Here is a 19,543-nt window from a genome sequence, read left to right on the forward strand (position 1 = left end):
CAAGGAACTCTGATGAGCGATCCATCCAGGGCCGCGCAGGCTTATGAACACCTGACCCACGGGATCCGCGAGAACCTCGCGCAGTTCGGGCAGCAGCTGATCCAGGTCTTCTTTGTCGGCCTGACGATCGGGATGATGCGCACCGTCATCCCGGCGCTGGCCGAGGACGAGTTCGGCGTGGCCGAGGGCTCGTTCATGCTGTTGACTGCGTTCGTCGTCGCATTCGGCGTGGTCAAGGGCGTGCTCAATTTCGTGGCCGGACGCCTGTCCGAGCGCATGGGGCGCAAGACCGTGCTGATGCTCGGCTGGATCGCGGCCATCCCGATCCCGTTCATGATCCTGTACGCCCCGTCCTGGAGCTGGATCGTGGCCGCCACCATCCTGCTGGGCGTGAACCAGGGGCTCGCCTGGTCGATGACCCAGACCGCGAAGATGGACATCACCCGGGGCGACGAACGCGGCTTCACCATGGGCATGAACGAGTTCTCCGGCTATGTCGGGGTGGCCGTGGCCGGGATCGTGACCGGCTATATGGCCGCAGCCCTCGGGCCGCGCATGGGGGTGTTCGTATTCGGCGTAGTCGTGATCGCGATCGCGATCTTGATGACCGCACTGTGGGTGCGCGAGACCCTGGACTGGGCCAGGGCCGAGGGGGCACGGCATGCCGCCGGGCAATCCACCGGTCCACAACCGCGCTATCCCAAATCCATCGCCGATAAACCGACCACCTGGGAGGTGTTCACGCTGATGTCCTGGCGTGACCGGCGCATGGCCGCGTTCAGCCAGGCGGGCCTGGTGGAGAAGTTCGTCGATGCCCTGGTCTGGGTGTTCTATCCGGTATTCCTGTATCAGCAGGGACTGAGCCTGGCCGCGATTGGCTGGGTCGTCGGGATCTACGGCTTTGTCTGGGGTGGCTCGCAATTCGCCACCGGCAAGCTCTCCGACCATGTGGGACGGATGCAGCCCATCGTCTGGGGCATGTGGATCTGCGGCGCGGGCGTGGCCCTTACGCTGCTTGGCGAGGGGGTCATCTGGTGGTCGTTCGCGGCGGCTGTAACCGGCTTTGGCATGGCCCTGCTGTATCCCAATCTGAGCGCGGCGGTCGCCGATATCGCCCATCCAAACTGGCGTGGCTCGGCGATCGGCACCTACCGCTTCTGGCGCGATCTCGGCTACGGCGTTGGTGCGCTGGGTCTGGGGATTGTGGCCCACATCGGGGGCTCGGTCACGTGGGGCTTCTGGTTCGTGGCCATCGCCATGTTCCTGTCCGGCGCGCTGGTGCTGCTGTGGGGGGAGGAGACCCACCCGCGGCTGAATCCCGAGAAGGATTAGGTCCGTACGTGCGGCGCGCCTACCAGCGCGCCTTGTCCCACATCTCGGGATTGGCCCAGAAGCGGGCATTCAGCCAGTCCGGCGTCAGCTTGTAGTCGTACAGGCTGGTGCGGTAGACCGCATGATCCGGTGCGGCCGATTCGGCGTCCAGGTCGCGGCGAAAGCCCAGTGCCAGAAAGTCGTTCAGCCCCCAGCGTTCGTCGTCCAGCCGATGCAGGATCAGGACCTCGTCGGCCCAGCGATCCCGCAGCCCGCCGAGCAGGTGCTGGCCGGTCGGGATATCCAGCTCGCTGAGGGTGTCCAGTAGCAGGACCATTGGCACGCGGGATTCGGGTGGGTGTTCGAGAAAGACCTCCACGGTGATCTGTTCCAGCCCCGGTGGGCTGTCCGGTGGCTTGGCCCCGGCCGCGAGCAGAAGGGCCCGACCTTCGCGCAGGCGGCGCGGCAGATGTCGGCGCAGGGCATCAATGTCGATCAACGCAGGCCTCCTTGGTGATTCCCGTCGCCTGTGCCGACGGCGCGTTCGTTATACTCTAAATCACTCCCACTTCTACTGCGGACCCGTCAGAAGGAAGCCCCCTCATGTCCAAGGAACTGCTGACCGAATTCCTCTCCAAGCACCCGATCTCCGCGTCCCTGACGCCTGCGGAGGTCGAAGTCCTGCTCGAATACCTGGAGGTGGTGGAGACCCACCACAAGCAGGTGATCGCGGATATCGGCGAGGTGGGCGAGTCGCTGTTCTTCGTGGTGAGCGGGACGGCCGCGCTGTATCACGACGACGGCAGCCAGGAAATCGAGGTGGGCCGCATGCAGACCGGCGAGCTGGCCGGTTCGATGTCGTTCTTTGACCGCGTGCCGCGCGGCGTGCGCATGCGTGCACTGAGCGACAAGACACGGCTGCTGCGCCTGTCGCGCTCGATGTACGACCGCCTGCGGGTGGAGAACCCGTATATCGCGGTGAACCTGCTGGAGTTCGCGATCATCAGCCTGGATCACCTGATCCGCCGGGTCTCCGAGGATGTGGCGACCTACGCCCACTACCTCTATTCCCCGGGCAAGAAGTAAATCCCAGGGGACCGCCCATGCTCGCGTCCCTGCAAACCATCGCGGAACATTTGCTGTTGCCGCCAGGGCTGGGCATCGCCCTGACGGTACTGGGTGTGCTGTTGTGGCGGGCTGACTGGCGTGGTGGTCGGCCGCTCCTGGCGCTTGGGCTACTGGCGCTGGTGCTGCCCAGCCTGCAGGTCGTGGCGCAACCCCTGGCTGATACGCTGGAACGCGAGGTTCGTGACAGCGTACTGGCGACCGGGCGGGCGGATGCGATCGTGATCCTGGGCGGTGGTCGCTGGGTGGGCCGTGCGGAGGACGCCGGACATGATGCCCTGAACCCCCGCACCCACGAGCGTGTGCGCGAGGGCGCGCGACTGCACCGTGCGACCAACCTGCCCATTGTGGTTTCGGGTGGGGCGCCGAGAGCGCTGTCCGGGCGGCGTTCGGAGGCGGAACTGATGGCCGCGACCCTGCAACAGGATCTCGGCGTCTCGGTGCGCTGGCTGGAGAATACCTCGCGCAACACCTGCGAGAACGCCACGCATACGCGCCAGCGCCTGCAGGGGCAGGGCGTGGAGGCCGTGCTCGTGGTGACCCAGGCGATGCATCTGCCGCGGGCCCTGAAGTGTTTCGAACGCGCCGGATTCGACGCCTATCCAGCGCCTGCCGGCTTTCGTGGTAGCACCGGTGACCCGCGCAGCCTGCGCGACTTTCTGCCCACGGCCGAGGCCATCGAGACCTCGCGCTTTGCCCTGCGCGAGTGGCTGGCGCGGGCGGTGTTGCCCCTGCGCGAACGTCAGCGCGGCAGTTCGGGAGACTGAGGCCCGTGCCCCGTCCGGTGTGCTGGATGCTGGCGGGGCTTTGCGCGGGCGGCATCGTGGCGATGCCGTTCCCGGTGGTGGCCGAGCCCGATGTGTCCTTCGGGGCCGATCTGAATATCGAATCGCTGATGCACGAGGCCCTGAGTGCCGAGGGGCTGAGTTCCCGCGTTGGCTGGCGCGACGGTCGGCTGAGCCTCGATTTGCGCGCCGAGCGTATCGAGTTGCCGGACCCGGTGGGCACGCTGACGGCCGCGCGGGTGGAGTGTGCCGATCTGCGCCTGACCCGGCGCGAAGTGGCCTGCGATGATGCGCGCCTGTGGGGGCGCTCCGGCGACCTGCGCCTGGACGGGCATCGCCTGTCGCTCGCCTGGGGCCGCGACAGCGGCCATCTGCGGCTGTCCGGGGACTGGCCCGGGTGGTTCGGTGGGCGCGGAAGCCTGCGCGCGGATTTCGCCCCCGAGCGCGGCTGGGATATCGACGCCCGGCTGCAGGGGATCGATCTCCAGGCGCTGGCCGCATTCGACCGTTTGCCCGTCGAGTTGCCGGTGGCCATGGAAGGTGGTCAGGCCGACCTGGACCTGCGGTTGCGCCCGGACGGTTGGGCCACGGCGCGTCTGGCGCTGGAAGATGTTGCGTTCAGCGATCCGCTGGGCCTGCAGGCCGGCGAGGAATTGCGCGGCCAGGCGCAGTTGTCCGGCGACGGTACGCGGTGGGATCTGGATCTCGCGCTGGACGGGGGCGTCGTCTACATCGATCCGTGGTTCGTGGATCTGGATGAGGAGGGCCCGGTGGAGATCTCCCTGAGGGGAGTGGAGGGAGACCCCGAGGCCCTGGCATTACGCATGGACGCGCTGAATCTTCGCTACGGCAAAGCCCTGGAGGCGCGAGGCGAGGCGGTGGCCTTTGACCCGGAGACGGGGCTGGATGGCCTCTTTCATGGGCAGGTCCATGCACTCGCGCCCGTCTACAACTCCCTGCTGGCACCCTGGCTGGCCGGAACCGTGCTGGGAAATCTCGCCACCGGGGGGCAGATCGCAGGGTATGTGGAACTGGCGGGCTCGCAGCCCCGCCGCGCGGATCTGGCATGGTCGGAACTGGATGCCAGCGATCGGCGGGGGCGGTTCGGCCTGGCCGGTGCGCGTGGTGCACTCGACTGGTCGGCCGACGAGGCGGGCAGTCCCGGCACCTTCGCGCTGGATGCCGCACACCTGTACGGGCTGCCGTTCGATGCGTTCGAGGCGCAGATCCGTACCCTGCCGGCTGGTCTGGAGTTGTTGGCCCCTGCGGATATCCCCATTTTCGATGGTGGACTGCGCGTCGGGACTTTCGAGTTGCGGCAAACGGACACGGGGCCGGATGTGCGCTTCGAGGGCGGTATACGCGCGATCAGCCTCGAGCCGCTGACCGAGGTGCTGGGCTGGCCGCGATTCTCCGGGCGTCTGGCCGGCATGATTCCCCGGGTGCGCTATGAGCGGGGGGACTTGAACGTGGATGGGCGTTTGCTGGTCCAGGTGTTCAACGGCGAGGTTGTGCTGCGCGACGTATACATCCATGACCTGCTGGGTTATGCCCCGGAACTGGGCCTTTCGGCCGAGATCCAGCGGCTGGACCTGGATCCGCTGACACAGGCGTTCGACTTTGGACGCGTGCAGGGTCGCATTTCCGGGCACGTGCGCGACCTGGTGATGGTGGACTGGTCGCCGGTGCACATGGATCTGGAGTTGATGACGCCGGAGCGCGATCGGGGGCGCCGGAGGATCAGCCAGCGTGCGGTGGAAGACATTACCGAGCTGGGCGGTGGCTTCCAGGCCGCGGCGTCCTCGATCTTCCTGCGGGTGTTCGAGAACTTCAGCTACCGCCGTCTCGGATTTCGCTGCGAGCTGCGTGGCGAGGTCTGCACCGCATCGGGTGTGGCCGATCGGCCTGATGGCGGGTTTGTGCTGGTGCAGGGCGGGGGTATCCCGCAGATCCAGGTCATCGGCTACAACCGCCGAATTGACTGGCCCGAGCTGATCGACCGCCTCGCGACTATCCAGGCGGGTGATGGGCCGGTCGTGCATTAATCATTGTTTCCTTAAGGTGCGCGGTGTTTGGTTGCCGTTCAGGATGATGGTGTAGATTGATGAACATGCGGGATTGACCGCCTCGAAAAGGGACGTACGGCATGAAGGCTTTGTGGAGTATTCCGGGACTGGCACTGGTGTTCGCCCTGATGGCGGGCTGTGTGACCATCAATATCTATTTCCCGACGGCCGCGGCCGAAGAGGCGGCACGTGCGATCGTGCGCGACGCATTGCAAGTGGAAGAAGGCACACCGGAATCGGAGGCGCCATCCGAAGCGGAGCCCGGTGCGATGCTGATGCCGCGCAATACGCAGGCGAATGCCAGTCTCCCGGTCCCGGTGCTGGCGTGGGTGCTGGACCGGGTCGTGAGCCCGGCTGCCGCGCAGAGTCCCGACCTGCAGATCCAAACCCCGGCGATCAACCGTATCCGCGCTTCCATGCGTGAGCGGGCCCCGGAGCTTTCGCCCCATTTCCGCAGCGGGGCAATCGGCTTCGGGCGTAATGCCGATGTGGTGATCCGTGATCTGTCCGAGGTCCCGCTGCGTGACCGCAGCACCGTACAGCGGCTGGTGAGCGAGGAAAACTCGGATCGCGACTCGCTCTACCGCGAGATCGCGCGGGCGAACGACCGCCCGGACTGGGAGGACCGGATTCGCGAGACCTTCGCACGGGTCTGGGTGGAAGAGGCACCTTCCGGCTACTGGTACCAGGATCGCAACGGCCGGTGGCAGCAAAAATAGCCCGCATGAGGTTGACGGCTACAGGGAGTGACGGGTGCCGGCGCTGACGCTGGCCGAGCGCATCGAGGCCCAGCGCCAGCGGTTGGTATCGCTCGTGCAGGATACCGACCTGACGCGGCTGCCACGCTGGAAGGCCCTGCTGCTTGGCATCGTGCGGGGTGCGGGCGCGATCGTGCACGAGGCCAAGGAAGGCCAGCTCACGCTGCGCGCGATGAGCCTGGTCTACACCACGCTGCTCTCAATGGTGCCGCTGATTGCACTGTCGTTCTCGGTGCTCAAGGCCTTCGGTGCACACAACGCCGTAGAGCCGGTCGTCCTCGGCTTTCTGGAGCCGTTGGGGGAGCAGGGGGTCGAGATTGCGAACAACGTCATCGAGTTCGTCGACAACATGCGCGTCGGCGTCCTGGGTTTTGTCGGTCTGCTGTTCCTTGTCTATACGGTGATCGCGCTGGTGCAGAAGATCGAGCTGGCGTTCAACACCATCTGGCGGGTCGAGAACAGTCGTAACTTTGCCCAGCGGTTTTCCAACTATCTTTCGGTGATCCTGATCGGGCCCTTGCTGGTGGTGTCCGCACTGGGGATTACCGCGACAGTGATGTCCACCACCGCCATGCAGACCGTGGCCGGGATCGAGCCGTTCGGCACGCTGATCACCGGCGCCTCGCGGATGGTGCCGTACTTGCTGATTATGGCCGCGTTCACCTTCATCTACGTGTTCGTGCCAAACACTCGGGTACGGTTGTTCCCGGCCCTGGTCGGGGCCGTTGTGGCCGGGTTGCTGTGGCAGAGCGTGGGCTGGGGGTTCGCGACCATGGTGGCCGGGTCCACGCGCTATGACGCGATCTATTCAGGCTTCGCGATCATGATCCTGCTGCTGATCTGGATCTATCTGGCCTGGCTGATCCTGCTGATCGGGGCCAATGTGGCCTTCTACGTGCAGCATCCCGAGTACATGACGGTGCGCGGGCTGCGCCTGCGCCTGTCCGGCGCGGCGCGCGAGCGCATGGGCCTGCACTTGATGCAGCAGGTGGGTCAGCGTTTCCTCGATGGCCGCTCGCCGCCGACACTGGATCATGTGGCGCATGATCTGTCAGTGCCGGGCAATGCCTTGGGCGAGGTCGCGCAGGCGCTCGAGTCAGCGGGGCTGCTGGTGCGTGCCGGCACCGATGGCACATGTTATGTGCCGGGGCGTGATCTGGAGCGGATTCGGGTGGACGAGATCCTGGAAGCCCTGCGCCAGGATGCGGATGCCCGTGCCCTGCGCCGTTTGCAGGGCGACCCGGCAGTCGAGGCCACGCTGGAGGAACTGGAGGCCGCGCGCCGTGACCGTCTGGACGGGCGTACGCTGCGCGACCTGTTGAAAAGCGAGGGGGCCGTGGCGGCGGCCACTTGATGCCCTGCGCCGGGCTTACTGGCGCTGGGCCTCGAACTCGATGATCAGTTCGACCTCGTCCCCCACGAGGTCGCGGGTCAGGCCATAGGTCATGCCGAAGTCCGAGCGGTCGAAGCTGCCGCGCATCGAGGCGCCCAGCACGTAGGGTCGGCCGAACACCCCGCCGAGCGGAAACGGATAGCGCCCCACCTTGTTGATCGTCACGTCCAGGGTGACCGACCGGGTCTCACCCAGCAGCTCCAGATCGCCGGTCAGGCGTCCAGTGTCATCGCCCGTAGGCTCGTACTGGGTCGCGGTGAAGCGCATCTCCGGGTATTCCTCGACGTTCAGGAAGTCGTCGCTGCGCAGGTGGTCGTCGCGCTCCTCGTGGTTGGTGAACACGCTGTCGGTCTGCACGACGAAATACCCTTCGCGCAGCTCCCGCGTCTGCGGGTCAAAGGTGAATTCGCCTTCGGCTTCCAGAAACATGCCCAGGACTTTGGCGTAGCCGGCATGGTCAACCAGAAAGCCGACGGCGAAGTGTTCCGGATCGATCTCCCAGCGATCGGCCTGGGCAAGGGCAGAAAAGGGAAGGACCAGGGCCAGCAGGCCGGCCAGGAGCAGCGAACGTGGGGCACGGGCGTTGATCATGTCGAACCTCCGGGGCGGTGGCGATGTAACCAGTGGATGTCGGTGGCGAACGAACCGGTCAGGGCTGCGAGCCCGATCAGCGTGATCGCGATTGTCGCGCCCGCAGGCAGGCCCGGGATCAGGGCGATCAGGAGGACAACGCTCTGCATGACACAGATGGCCTGGCGCCGACGGCTCGGGGGCAGGTCCGCGGCCAGCCAGGGCCAGATGCGCTGTGCACCCAGGAACACGTAGCGCATGGCGCCGATCAGCACCACCCAGGGCCCGACCGCCGTCATCCACCAGACCAGGATCGAGAGGGCGAGGATGATGGCCGCGTCCAGTTCCATGTCGAAGCGCGCGCCAAAGGCCGTGCGGCTGCCGGTGCGGCGGGCGACGGCACCGTCCACGCCGTCCAGGATCAGGGCCGTTCCGGCCAGGGCCAGGATCCACAACATGACAGTCGTGTCGGGGACCGCGACCGGGGCCAGGACGAGCGCCCCCAGGGGCGTGGCGATAGCAGCGCGGGCCAGCGTTACACGGTTGGCTGGGCCGGGTCCGCGGTGCGCATCGGTCAGGCCGGCCTGTGGAGTGTTCACAACCAGCATCAGCCCCAGCAGAATCCAGATCCCTGCGTGTGCGACCAGCAGGGCGGCCACGGCACCGATCTGCCAGCCCAGCAGTGCGGAGAGCGCCAGTCCGGCCGTGCCGGCCAGTGCCCAGTCCCGCGCCCAGGTGCGCAGCCCCGTGCGCGCGCGTTCCGGCCAGCGGTTGGAGGTCAGCGTGGAGTCCATGGCTCGAGTGTAGTCCTCACAGTGGTAAGGAAACACTGATCCATGTACACGCTCGCGTTGGCACCCCAGGTTTTCCGAGACAAGGCGCGTCGTGCAGCGGGTAGTGGTTCTACCCGCAAGCGGCGCAACGCAGGATCGGGGAACCTGGGGTGCCAACCCCGAAGGGGCTCGGCCGCTTTTGCGCGCGCACGGCGTTGCGGCTCCCTTGTGCAGAATGACTGCACGGCAGTCACCGCGCCTTGTTCGCACGCAAAAGCGACTCGAGCGCGAGCGTGTACATGGATCAGTGTTTCCTTTAGGACCGTGGAAACGCCCGCGAGTTGCCGGGAATCACGACCATCGACCACACTGGCCCCATGCCGGACGATGATCGAACCGCTCCATGAGCGTCCCCCGTGCCACCGCCTTCTGGGTCACCGGACCCGGCCAGGGCGAGTTACGTGACGAGTCCCTTGAGGCGCCCCATGCCGACGAGGTGCGGGTGCGCAGCCGCTATTCCGCGATCAGCCGCGGGACCGAGTCGCTGGTGTTTCATGGTCGCGTCCCCCCCAGCCAGTACCCCGCGATGCGCGCACCCTTTCAGGCGGGCGACTTCCCGGCACCGGTCAAGTACGGCTACATCAGTGTGGGCGACGTCGTCGAAGGCCCCGGGGCGGGGCAGACGGTGTTCTGCCTGCACCCGCACCAGTCGGAGTATGTCGTGGCGGCCCAGGCCGTGGTGCCGGTGCCGAAGGGTGTCCCCGCCGAGCGTGCGGTGCTGGCGGCCAACATGGAGACCGCGATCAACGCGGTCTGGGACAGTGCCGCCGGTCCCGGGGATCACATCGCCGTGATCGGCGCGGGCGTGGTGGGTCTGCTCGCCGCCTGGTTGTTGCGAAGCATTCCCGGAACCGAGGTCGCCGTGATCGACCCCAACCCCGCGCGCGAAGAGATCTGCGCCGCCCTCGACCTGACCCTCCTGACTCCGGAGCAGGCCGCGCAGAAAGCCTCCCTGCAGGACCTGGATCTGGTGGTGCATGCGAGCGGCAACCCGGCTGGCCTGCGCCAGGCGCTGAGCCTGGCGGGCGTCGAGGCACGGGTGGTGGAGATGAGCTGGTACGGTGATCGGATGGCGGATCTGCCGCTGGGGGAAGGCTTCCACGCACGCCGCCTGATCCTGCGCAGCTCGCAGGTGGGACGCATCCCGCCCGAGCGGGCGCCGCGCTGGGATTACCGGCGGCGGCTGGCGCTCGCACTCGCGCTGCTCGACACCCCGGCCCTGGACGGCCTGATTACCGGCGAGGACGCATTTGCCGATCTCCCGGCCGTGATGCAGCGGGTGACAGGGCCGGAGGCGGACCGTACGCTGTGCCACCGCATTCGCTACTGATCCCTCCCGCACCATCACGCAAGGAAAACGTATGTACAGCCTGAATGTCCGTGACCACTTCATGATCGCTCACAGCTTTTCCGGCGAGACGTTCGGCCCGGCGCAGAACCTGCACGGTGCCACGTATGTGGTGGACGTGACCTTCCGTCGTGCGGCGCTGGATGCCGATGGTCTGGTGGTGGATATCGGCCGGGCAAGCGAGGTCGTGCGGGCCATCCTGAACGAGCTCAACTATCAGAACCTCGATGAGCGCGAAGACTTTCGCGGGCAGAACACGACCACCGAGTTTCTGGCCCACGCGATCCACCAGCGTGTGGCGCAGGCCATCGGCAGGGGTGATCTGGGCGATTCGGCCCGGGGACTGGACGCCGTCGCGGTGACCCTGCACGAGTCCCATGTGGCCTGGGCGAGCTACGAGGGCGCTCCCTGAGAAATGCCCGAGCTTGGTTTCGTGGTCCCCGGAGCACTGGACCAGCCCACCGGCGGGTACCGCTACGACGCACACATGATCGCCGGGCTGCGCGAGCAGGGCTGGCAGGTCGAGCTGCGCGAGCTGGAAGGCCAGTTCCCCGGGCCTGATGCGCGCGGGGAACGGGCCCTCGAAGAGGCCCTGGCGGGCTTTCCCGACGGCATGCGGGTGCTGGTCGACGGACTGGCCGCGGGTGCGCATCCCGCCACCTTGCGGCATCACGCAGGGCGCCTGCGGCTTGTCTACTTGATGCATCACCCCCTCGGCCTGGAGGCGGGGTTGACGCCTGCACGCTCCCAGGAACTCCTCGAGGCGGAGCGTGCGGCCGTGGCCCTCGCCGAACGGGTGGTCGTGACCAGTGACTACACGCGGGCGCAGGTGGCCGACTGGGGTGTGCCGCCCGAGCGCCTTTGCAGCATCCCGCCCGGCGTGGAACCGGCGTCACTGGCCCTCGGCCCGAAGGATGGGGTGCCGGTGCTGTTGTGCGTGGCCGCCTGGGTGCCCCGCAAGGGACAGCTCGAGCTGGTGCGTGCGCTGTCCGGTCTGCGCGATCGGTCCTGGCGTGCCGAGCTGGCCGGTGCGATGGATCGCGACCGGGACTACACGGCCGCCGTCCGTGCCGCCATCGCCGAGGGGGGCTTGGAAGCGCGGATCTCGACACCCGGCGTGCTGACACACGAGGGCCTGGCAGGGCTTTATGACCAGGCCTCGATCTTCGTGCTGCCGAGCGCCTACGAAGGCTTTGGCATGGCTTTCACCGAGGCAATGATGCGCGGCCTCCCGGTAATCGGGACCACCGGTGGGGCCATTCCCCGGACTGTGCCGGAGCCGGCGGGCCTGCTGGTGCCGCCCGGCAATGTGGAGGCCTTGCGCCGTGCACTGGAGGGGCTGCTGTACGACCCCGAACAACGTCGACGTATGGGCCGCGCGGGTCGCGCGCATGCCGAGTCTCTACCGGACTGGGCAGAGGGTACCCGGCGTCTGGCCCAGTGGCTTGGGAAACACTGATCCATGTACACGCTCGCGTGGGTACCCCAGGTTTTCCGAGACAAGGCGCGGTGCGCAGCCGGTAGTGGTTCTACCGGCCCGTTGTTGACTGATTCGGGCCGCAACGCAGGATCGGGGAACCTGGGGTGCCAACCCCGAGGGGGCTCGGCCGCCCGTTGTTATCAAAAACGGGCGTGGGAGCGGCGTTGCCGTTCCCTTGTGCAGAATGACTGCACGGCGGTCACCGCGCCTCGTTCGCACGCAAAAGCGACGAAGCAGCGAGCGTGTACATGGATCAATGTTTCCCTGGAGGCGGTCTGAGATGGCCGAGTACTTTTCCAGGGACTGGCTGGCCCTGCGCGAACCGGCGGATCATGCCGCCCGGCCGGAATCCCTGCTCGGCCCCTTGAACGACGCGCTTGCGGAGTGCGCGACGCCCCTGCAGATCGTGGACCTGGGCAGCGGTGCCGGTTCCAACCTGCGCTACCTGGCGCCGCGCCTGGTTGGGCCCCAGCACTGGACGCTGATGGATCACGACGCCGACCTGCTGGCGATGATCGCCGAGCCGGACGGCGCCGTCACCATTGCCCGGCAGGTGACCGATTTTTCCGCAGGCCCGCCACCGATTCCGCACGATACCAGTCTGGTGACGGCCTCCGCATTGCTGGATCTGGTCTCCGCAGACTGGCTCGACCGTCTGGTGACGATGCTGACCCAGTGGCCAGTCCCGGTACTGCTGGCGCTCAGCTACGACGGGCGCATCGAGTGGAGCCACCCGCATCCGGCCGATGAGCATGTGCGTACCGCAGTGAATTGCCATCAGCGTACGGACAAGGGTTTTGGCCCGGCCTTGGGGCCCGATGCCGCGGATTACTGTGCCCATGCATTTGCCGACAAGGGTTGTCGGGTGATGATCGAAACGAGTGACTGGCAGCTGGGGGCGGACCAGGCGGTGCTTGCGGCTGCCCTGATCGGAGGTTGGGCGGAGGCGGCCGCCGAGATGGAGCCGCAGGCACGTCCGATGTACCAGGAATGGGCCAGCTCGCGTCGCCGGGATATCGCGGACGGGCAGTTGCACCTGAGTGTTGGGCACTGCGATATGCTGGTATTGGGGAAACACTGATCAGTGCTTCGCTAGCGTAATTGGCGGGAGTAACTACGGCAATTGTGTTGTCACACGCGTTTAGGAGAATGCGCAGTTCGCCAGAATTCTGCATGGCGCTTGAATCTGGCGGTGCCTGGAGAAGGAGTCCAAACATGAAGCGACCACGCCACATTTTTTGGGGTGCCGCGTGCCTTGGCGGTCTGCTGCTGGCGGGGCCAGCGCTGGCGCAGGACGCAGACCCAGCGTCTGACAAGCCGGGCGCGATGTATGCACCCATGATCCCTGGTCCCTATGGCTACCCGGGAATGCACGGTCAGGGTGGACATCCTGGCGGTCCGGGCATGATGCATCGAGAAGGCATCCCCGGGCCCTACGGGCAGGGTGCTCGAGGCCCTGGCCATGGAGGCATGATGTACGGCCGGCCCATGGGGCCGGGCCCCTATGGTCCCGGGCACGGTTATGGGCCGGGCCACGGTTATGGCTACGGACATGGCTGGGATCATGGGTATGGTCCCGGTTATGGCCAGCGGCCTTATCATGGCCCTTATCACGGCGGGTCGATGCAGTACGGCATGCCGTATGGCCCCGGGGGGAAGGAGCGCATGCGCGACTTCGACCCGGATTTCGATCCCGAGGACCGGGAGGCGATGCGCGAGCACATGCGCGAGCGCCAGGCTGAGCGCGAGAAAATGCGCGAGGCACACCGCCAGGCCGCGGAGCGCGCGCGCGAGGTCTATCGCGAGGAAATGCGTCGCCACCGCGAGGCCATGCAAGAGCAGCAAGACGACGCCAACGGATCCTGAATCCTGGCGCGACCCACGGGGGTCGGGCAGTCGTCCGGCCCCGAACTCATGCAGGCAGCTCCGACGGAGGTTTCGTCATGAGCCAATCACGCAGTCTTCTAAAGGCCGGGGTCTTTGGTGCCCTGATGGCCGCCCCCTTTGCCGTTTCCGCGCAATACGCACCCGGTGACAACTCCGGCCTTGCGCCCTATTCCGGACCCACCGGTCTGGGTGAGCGTCCCGCATTCGCGAGCGAGCGGGGACACGGCCTGGACCAGGTTCAGGCCCCGGGTGGCGATCCGGGCGGCCCCGCGGGTGGGCCCCCTCCGGGTAGCGCACCCGGAGGTCCCCCGGGCGGGGCATCGCCGGGTGGTACCCCGGGAGGTGCCCCGCCGCCCGGGCAGGGCGAGCCGCCACAGCAGCGTGACCCGCAACAGCGCGACGCCGAACCAGGCGAGCCCCCGGGTGCTCGTGATCCGCGGGGCCGCGATCCACAAGGCCCGCCACCGGGACAGGGGCCGCAAGGTCAGCCGCCGCAAGGTCAGCCGCCGCAAGGTCAGCCCCCGCAAGGTCAGCCCCCGCAAGGTCAGCCCCCCGCCGGGGATCCCCCACAGGGGCAACCACCGCAAGGCCAGCCGCCAGCAGGGCAGGACATGCCACCTCGCGATGCCGAGCCCCCGGGTGAGCGAAGCGGAGATGGTCCAGGTGATCCGCCACCTACCGAGGGTGGCATGGGCGAAGAGCCATCCTTCGATGACGATACCGAGCTTACGCCGGAGATGAATGACTGATCGCCTCGCGCAAGAAACGCGCGGTGCGCGGACCGCTACAGAGGATGTAGGATTGACTTGGAAGGCAAACCGACGGGTGACGCATGGATAAAGCAGAAAAGCCGCGCAGTTTCATCAATCGCTACTTCATCGTGATCGTGATCGTGCTCTGGTTCATCGCGTGGTCGGCGCGCGATTTCCTCGCCCCGAGCGCCGAAGCGGTCCCCGAGGACGAGGCGGCCGAGCAGGCCGATGCCGTGCCGGCGGACGACACCGATGCGGAGGATGAGGTCGCGAAGGACGATGTCCGTCCGGGGCCGGCCCGGGACCTCAAGGAAGAGGGAGATCCTGACCCCATGACGGGGGCCGCGCATGATCAGCCATACGTTGAGGAAGACGCGGAGGTCGATCCGGCACCGGACCTGGCGGCCGAGCGCGAGCCTGCGTTTGAAGGTGATGCGGCGGTCGAGGCGGACGCCGAGCGTGTCGCGCAGTTTGCCCAGTCGGCTCTGCAGGCCGGGCGTGATGCCTACTGGCGTGGGGGTCCGCGCGCGGCGGTGGGCGTGCTGCGCGAGGGTCTGGAGGCGCTGCCGAAGGATTCGGTGCAGCGAGCGGATCTGTATGGCGAACTGGGTAACGCGCTGTTTGCCATGCGCGATATCGAAGGTGCGATGGACGCCTGGGAGGGCGCACTGGAGGTGCTGCCCGAGCGCGAACGGCAGCGCATGATCGAGCGCCTCACTCCGGTATACGAGCGGCATCATGAAGAGGGTTCGGCATACCTGGATGGATACCGTTAGCAGAACTTGAACCCGTAAACGTCGTTCCGACGTTCTGGGCCCCGAGTGGGGACCAGGTCCTGACTGCGAGCCACACAGGTGTGGACGCAGTGGGTATGATGAATGGAGCCAACTCACATCGCGGAGGCGTTCGGCGGGCACATAGTAGCTGTGTCTGCCGGGCGGCCGCCGCCGCAACGGAGTCCGCATGTTTAATCGTCCTGGTCGCCGCGTCCGCAAGCAGCTCAAGCTGCTGAGCGATCGCCTCGCCGAAGAAAATCCGGTCCTCAAGGGGGTCGTCGATCCCTTTCGCGAACTCGACCGGGTCGGCTATGCCTCCGGGCTGCTGAATCCGCAGGACGATTCCTACGCCTTTACCATCTCCTGGTGGCCGATGATTGCGGTACTGGGGACGTTTTCGTCGGGGAAGTCGACGTTCATCAACGAGTACGTCGGCACCACTGTGCAGCGCAGCGGCTCGCAGGCGGTGGATGACAAGTTCACGGTCATCAGCTATGGCGGCAGCGAACGGGTGCAGGAGCTGCCGGGGCTGGCGCTGGACGGCGATCCGCGTTTCCCGTTCTACCGCGTATCTGACGAGATCGAGCGCATCACCGATGGTGGTGGCCGTACGGTGGACCATTTTCTGGCGATGAAGACGGCCAACTCCGAGCGCCTGCGTGGGCGAATCCTGATCGATTCGCCCGGGTTCGACGCCGACGAGCAGCGCGCGACGATCCTGCAGTTGACCGACCACATCATCGATCTGTCCGACCTGGTAGTCGTTTTCTTCGACGCCCGGCACCCGGAGCCAGGCGCGATGCGCGACACGCTGGAACACCTGGTCAACCGGGTTGCCGAGCGCAACGACTTCAACAAGCTGGTGTTTGTGCTTAACCAGATCGATACCACCTGGCGCGAGGACAATCTTGAGGAAGTCGTCTCCGCCTGGCAGCGCGCGGTCGTGCGCCAGGGGAATGCCACCGGGCGTTTCTACTGCATGTTCAACGAAAGCGCCGGGGTCGAGATCGGCGACGAGCAGGTGCGCGAACGCTACGAGGAGAAGTCGCAGCGCGACCGCGCGGAGATCCACGAGAAGATCCAGGAAATCAGCTCGTCACGCTCGTACCGCATCCTCGGATCCCTGCAGGCGATCGCCGAATCCATCGAAATGGATGCACTACCGGCCCTGCGTCGGGCCCTTGAGCGGTGGCGGCGCCGGGTCATGCAGGTCGATGCCGCCATGTTCGCGGTGATTGCCGTGATCCTGGGCGTGATTGGCTACAACACGGCAGGCGGATTCGGGCCCTGGATGGACGGTTCGGCCTGGGCGTCGATGGGGGATCACCCGATCTGGACGTCGATCGGTGCTGCTGCATTGGTGTTTGTGCTGGTCGGGCTCCACTTTTTCAACCGCCGCTGGGTCGCCCGTCGCGTCGCCCGCACGTTGCCGACGGAGTCGGCGGCAGGTAACTGGCGGGCCGCGTTTGAAAAGAACACGCGCCCGTGGCGCTTGATGTTGCGCCGTGCCCCGCTGGGCCTGAGCCGGCGCAAAATTGGCCGCCTGCATGCGTTGCGCGACCGCGCCGAGGCATATATCCAGCGCCTGAACAACCAGTTCGTGGATGCCCGGCCCGTGTCCCGCACGGGCGGCCGTGCCTCGGCCGCCGATGTGCACCGCTCGGCAGGCCACGCACAATCGGATACTGTATCGGAGTCGGCCGGTAACGCCGAGCAGCACACGCCGGCTACCGAAACGTCCCGGGACGCGACCGCGGAGCGTCCCTAAGTGCGCCAGGAGGCGCTGAAAGGCGTCTCCCTGTAAGATCCGCGATACATGGTTTCCTCGTCGGGGGGCGGGGGCCATGACGGAGTATCACCATGACGGTTGTTGCCTGGTTGCTTTTTGCGCTGGCCATGATACTGGTCCCGATATCTGTGTGGGCCAGTCTTGCAGCGCTCGGAATCTGCGCGGGTTGCGCGTTGATTCGGGACTGGCGCAAGGCACGCCTGGCTTCCAAATAGCAGGTCCGAATTACCGTTGCTTTGTCCAAGTATCGAGGTCGCAAGGGGTGACCTCGGTCCACAGGGGGTGGGTCACGCGCAGGGGGCTGTGGCGAACCCATCCTCCACCACCAAGGAGGAGTGAATGAGCGATACCAAGAAGTTGGCCATTATTGCGACCAAGGGCAGTCTGGACTGGGGCTATCCCCCGTTCATCCTGGCCTCGACCGCGGCCGCGCTCGGCTATGAAGTCGAAGTGTTCTTCACCTTTTACGGGCTGCAGTTGCTGCGCAAGAAGATGGATCTGCAGGTCACGTCGTTGGGCAACCCGGGGATGCCCATGCCCATGCCCATGCCGGTCATGCTCCAGGGTCTGCCCGGCATGCAACGCATGATGACGACGATGATGAAAAAGAAGATGAAGGCGAAAGGCGTCTCGGATCTCGAGGATTTGCGGGAACTTTGCCAGGAGGCCGATGTGCGCATGATCGCCTGCCAGATGACAGTGGACCTGTTCGACATGGACACCAGCGAGTTCATTGACGGCATTGAGTATGCCGGCGCCGCCGCGTTCTTCGAGTTCGCCGGCGAGTCGGACATCTGCCTGTTCATCTAGTCCGGCGGAAGCCCCGGGCGACGCGTTCGCCTGTCTCGGCCCCGAGGCATTTGCCCGGGGCCGTTTTCGTTGTGGCGAGCCGAAATTCTGTGGGTCTGGAACTTCCAGTGGTTTCGAGGGGACCACGTGATTAGGTTCCATGCGTCGCCAACCCATGTCGAAACGCCCCAACCAGCGACCACGCCGTACTTTCCTCCAGTGGATGGCCGGCTCGGCCATCGCCGCCGGTACCGGCTGGCCGCTTTCGGGTGCGGCCGGCGAGGAACGCGAACCGAACAGGAAGGCGATTCCCTCCTCGGGCGAGGAGATCCCGGTGATCGGCATGGGCACCTGGATCACCTTCAACGTCGCGGATGACCCGGATGCCCTCGCGCTGCGCACCGAGATTGTCGATGCGTTCTTTCGACACGGTGGCGGGATGATCGACTCCTCGCCGATGTACGGGCGCGCTGAGGCGGTGGTGGGACACTGCCTGCAGGAACTGGGATATCCGGAAGGCCTGATCTCGGCGACCAAAATCTGGACGGGCAGCACCAGCACCGGGCGTAATCAGCATGCGAACTCGCTGGACCTGTGGGGGCTGGACACTCTGGATGTGCAGCAGGTGCACAACCTGCAGAACTGGGAGGCGCATCTGGAGACGATGCGCGAGAAGCGCGACGCAGGCGAGATCCGCTATATCGGGGTCACGACCTCCCACGGCCGCCGCCACGAACAACTCGAACGTATCCTCGATCGCGAGGACCTGGATTTCGTGCAGCTGACCTACAACATCCTCGACCGCGAAGCAGAGGACCGCCTGCTGCCGCTGGCCCGCGAGCGTGGGGTGGCCGTGATCGCCAACCGTCCGTTCCGCCGCAAGGAGCTGATCAACCGCTTCGAGAACGAGCCACTGCCGGACTGGGCGGAGGAGATCGATTGCGAGAACTGGCCGCAATTCCTGCTAAAGTTCATCGTCTCGCACCCCGATATCACCTGCGCGATCCCGGCCACCTCGGTCGTGGAGCACATGCGGGAGAACATGGGAGCCCTCTACGGCCCGATGCCGGATGACGACATGCGCCAGCGCATGATCGGCTACGTCGAAGCACTCTAAAGAAATTTCTCCTAAACCCTTTATCGTTCCCGGGAGCCCGAATGCTGCCATTCGCCGCCGAAACCCTGCTGTCGATTTTCGGGCAATACAATCGCGCCATCTGGCCGTTGCATGGGGTCGCGGCGCTGATGGTGTTCGTCGCACTGGCGATGGCCCTGGTGGGCGGCCGGGGGGGTGGGCGTGTCGTGGGCCTTTTGCTCGGCGTGCTGTGGATCTGGATCGGGGTCGTGTTCATCGGGGGCGTGCTGGCGGAATTCCACTTCTGGGCGACTCGTCTGGCGGGCGTGTTCGTCGCACAGGGCCTGATGCTTCTGTTCGCCCTCACCCTGCTGGGACGTCATGGTTTTGGCTGGCCGGGCGGTGTGGCCGGCGTTTTCGCGATCGTGGTGATCGCCTATGCGACGGTGGGCCATGCCCTGCTGGAGGTCCTGCTACTCGGGACACCCTGGGCACAGGCGCAGTACGTGGGTGTGGTGCCCGGCCCCACCATGCTGGTTACCCTGGGTATCCTGCTGCTGGCTCAGCCGCGCCCGGCGCTGATCCTGGCGGTCATCCCCTTCCTCTGGGCCCTGGTCGCCGCCTATATCGCCTGGGAGCTGGGCCTCTGGCTCGAATATCTGCCGGCCGCCCTGGGTGTGATCGCCTTCGTTTTGCTGCTGGGTCGCTGGTTTTACCCGGGTGAGAGGCGGCTGTTTCGCTCCGGCGGATAGGTGGCATTTTGGCGCCCGGTCGCGGCCCCGTTAGGCTTGCCATTTTCCCGGATA

At 66.2% G+C, this 19,543-nt stretch carries 21 protein-coding genes; 17 read left to right on the top strand and 4 right to left on the bottom strand.

Annotated features, from left to right (window positions below):
• The first annotated feature begins 12 nt into the window (after nucleotides 1-12).
• The gene (locus C935_RS0106565) at nucleotides 13-1,332 is read left to right on the top strand and encodes an MFS transporter (RefSeq protein WP_018861724.1); all 1,320 of its coding nucleotides are present in this window, start codon (nucleotides 13-15) and stop codon (nucleotides 1,330-1,332) included.
• Nucleotides 1,333-1,351: 19 nt separating this feature from the next.
• On the opposite strand, the gene C935_RS0106570 is transcribed toward C935_RS0106565, so the two are convergent.
• The gene (locus C935_RS0106570; RefSeq protein WP_018861725.1) at nucleotides 1,352-1,810 is read right to left on the bottom strand and encodes a DUF6231 family protein; all 459 of its coding nucleotides are present in this window, start codon (nucleotides 1,808-1,810) and stop codon (nucleotides 1,352-1,354) included.
• A gap of 104 nt (nucleotides 1,811-1,914) precedes the next feature.
• On the opposite strand from C935_RS0106570, the gene C935_RS0106575 reads away from it, so the two are divergent.
• The 5 genes from C935_RS0106575 to C935_RS0106595 all read left to right on the top strand — a co-directional run bounded on the left by C935_RS0106575 (nucleotide 1,915) and on the right by C935_RS0106595 (nucleotide 7,399).
• Nucleotides 1,915-2,397: a Crp/Fnr family transcriptional regulator gene (locus C935_RS0106575; RefSeq protein ID WP_012982173.1), complete on the top strand. Its 483-nt coding sequence runs from the start codon at nucleotides 1,915-1,917 to the stop codon at nucleotides 2,395-2,397.
• 17 nt (nucleotides 2,398-2,414) lie between these two features.
• Entirely contained in the window at nucleotides 2,415-3,203 is a 789-nt protein-coding gene (locus C935_RS0106580) for a YdcF family protein (RefSeq protein WP_018861726.1), read from the top strand.
• A 26-nt stretch (nucleotides 3,204-3,229) separates the two neighbouring features.
• Nucleotides 3,230-5,266: a hypothetical protein gene (locus C935_RS0106585; RefSeq protein WP_018861727.1), complete on the top strand. Its 2,037-nt coding sequence runs from the start codon at nucleotides 3,230-3,232 to the stop codon at nucleotides 5,264-5,266.
• A 101-nt stretch (nucleotides 5,267-5,367) separates the two neighbouring features.
• A complete protein-coding gene (locus tag C935_RS0106590) occupies nucleotides 5,368-6,006 on the top strand; it encodes a YdbL family protein (RefSeq protein ID WP_018861728.1) in 639 nt (212 codons plus the stop codon).
• 34 nt (nucleotides 6,007-6,040) lie between these two features.
• Nucleotides 6,041-7,399 carry a YhjD/YihY/BrkB family envelope integrity protein gene (locus C935_RS0106595; protein ID WP_018861729.1) on the top strand — a complete coding sequence of 453 codons (1,359 nt, stop codon included), beginning with the start codon at nucleotides 6,041-6,043 and terminating at the stop codon, nucleotides 7,397-7,399.
• A 15-nt stretch (nucleotides 7,400-7,414) separates the two neighbouring features.
• Here C935_RS0106595 and C935_RS0106600 read toward each other — a convergent pair whose 3' ends face one another.
• Together C935_RS0106600 and C935_RS0106605 are read right to left on the bottom strand one after the other, a co-directional pair.
• On the bottom strand, nucleotides 7,415-8,029 hold the full coding sequence (locus tag C935_RS0106600; RefSeq protein ID WP_018861730.1) for a YceI family protein: 615 nt from the start codon (nucleotides 8,027-8,029) through the stop codon (nucleotides 7,415-7,417).
• Nucleotides 8,026-8,802, bottom strand: a complete 777-nt coding sequence (locus C935_RS0106605; RefSeq protein WP_018861731.1) for a CDP-alcohol phosphatidyltransferase family protein — start codon at nucleotides 8,800-8,802, stop codon at nucleotides 8,026-8,028. The genes C935_RS0106600 and C935_RS0106605 overlap by 4 nt, the downstream gene beginning before the upstream one ends.
• 382 nt (nucleotides 8,803-9,184) lie before the next feature.
• Here C935_RS0106605 and C935_RS0106610 point away from each other — a divergent pair, with 382 nt between their 5' ends.
• From C935_RS0106610 to C935_RS13390, 5 genes are all read left to right on the top strand, one after another.
• Nucleotides 9,185-10,171: a zinc-binding alcohol dehydrogenase gene (locus tag C935_RS0106610; protein WP_018861732.1), complete on the top strand. Its 987-nt coding sequence runs from the start codon at nucleotides 9,185-9,187 to the stop codon at nucleotides 10,169-10,171.
• A 31-nt stretch (nucleotides 10,172-10,202) separates the two neighbouring features.
• A complete protein-coding gene (locus C935_RS0106615; RefSeq protein ID WP_018861733.1) occupies nucleotides 10,203-10,601 on the top strand; it encodes a 6-carboxytetrahydropterin synthase in 399 nt (132 codons plus the stop codon).
• 3 nt (nucleotides 10,602-10,604) lie between these two features.
• Nucleotides 10,605-11,648, top strand: a complete 1,044-nt coding sequence (locus tag C935_RS0106620; RefSeq protein WP_018861734.1) for a glycosyltransferase family 4 protein — start codon at nucleotides 10,605-10,607, stop codon at nucleotides 11,646-11,648.
• Nucleotides 11,649-11,949: 301 nt separating this feature from the next.
• The gene (locus tag C935_RS0106625; protein ID WP_018861735.1) at nucleotides 11,950-12,750 is read left to right on the top strand and encodes a hypothetical protein; all 801 of its coding nucleotides are present in this window, start codon (nucleotides 11,950-11,952) and stop codon (nucleotides 12,748-12,750) included.
• A 134-nt stretch (nucleotides 12,751-12,884) separates the two neighbouring features.
• The gene (locus tag C935_RS13390; RefSeq protein ID WP_231367701.1) at nucleotides 12,885-13,535 is read left to right on the top strand and encodes a hypothetical protein; all 651 of its coding nucleotides are present in this window, start codon (nucleotides 12,885-12,887) and stop codon (nucleotides 13,533-13,535) included.
• A gap of 75 nt (nucleotides 13,536-13,610) precedes the next feature.
• On the opposite strand, the gene C935_RS13475 is transcribed toward C935_RS13390, so the two are convergent.
• A complete protein-coding gene (locus C935_RS13475; RefSeq protein WP_155996730.1) occupies nucleotides 13,611-14,231 on the bottom strand; it encodes a pentapeptide repeat-containing protein in 621 nt (206 codons plus the stop codon).
• Here C935_RS13475 and C935_RS13350 point away from each other — a divergent pair.
• The 6 genes from C935_RS13350 to C935_RS0106665 all read left to right on the top strand — a co-directional run bounded on the left by C935_RS13350 (nucleotide 14,168) and on the right by C935_RS0106665 (nucleotide 19,489).
• The gene (locus C935_RS13350) at nucleotides 14,168-14,305 is read left to right on the top strand and encodes a hypothetical protein (protein WP_155984196.1); all 138 of its coding nucleotides are present in this window, start codon (nucleotides 14,168-14,170) and stop codon (nucleotides 14,303-14,305) included. The genes C935_RS13475 and C935_RS13350 overlap by 64 nt on opposite strands.
• An 83-nt stretch (nucleotides 14,306-14,388) precedes the next feature.
• Nucleotides 14,389-15,084, top strand: a complete 696-nt coding sequence (locus tag C935_RS0106640) for a hypothetical protein (protein WP_018861738.1) — start codon at nucleotides 14,389-14,391, stop codon at nucleotides 15,082-15,084.
• A gap of 187 nt (nucleotides 15,085-15,271) precedes the next feature.
• Nucleotides 15,272-16,852, top strand: a complete 1,581-nt coding sequence (locus tag C935_RS0106645; RefSeq protein WP_018861739.1) for a dynamin family protein — start codon at nucleotides 15,272-15,274, stop codon at nucleotides 16,850-16,852.
• 360 nt (nucleotides 16,853-17,212) lie between these two features.
• A complete protein-coding gene (locus tag C935_RS0106655) occupies nucleotides 17,213-17,683 on the top strand; it encodes a DsrE/DsrF/DrsH-like family protein (RefSeq protein WP_018861741.1) in 471 nt (156 codons plus the stop codon).
• Nucleotides 17,684-17,885: 202 nt separating this feature from the next.
• Complete coding sequence (locus C935_RS0106660; protein WP_018861742.1) at nucleotides 17,886-18,779, top strand: aldo/keto reductase; 894 nt, start codon at nucleotides 17,886-17,888, stop codon at nucleotides 18,777-18,779.
• Nucleotides 18,780-18,820: 41 nt separating this feature from the next.
• Nucleotides 18,821-19,489: a DUF6064 family protein gene (locus tag C935_RS0106665; RefSeq protein ID WP_018861743.1), complete on the top strand. Its 669-nt coding sequence runs from the start codon at nucleotides 18,821-18,823 to the stop codon at nucleotides 19,487-19,489.
• Nucleotides 19,490-19,543: the final 54 nt, after the last annotated feature.

It is taken from the genome of Thioalkalivibrio sp. ALJ3 (assembly GCF_000377205.1).
Taxonomy (GTDB): domain Bacteria; phylum Pseudomonadota; class Gammaproteobacteria; order Ectothiorhodospirales; family Ectothiorhodospiraceae; genus Thioalkalivibrio.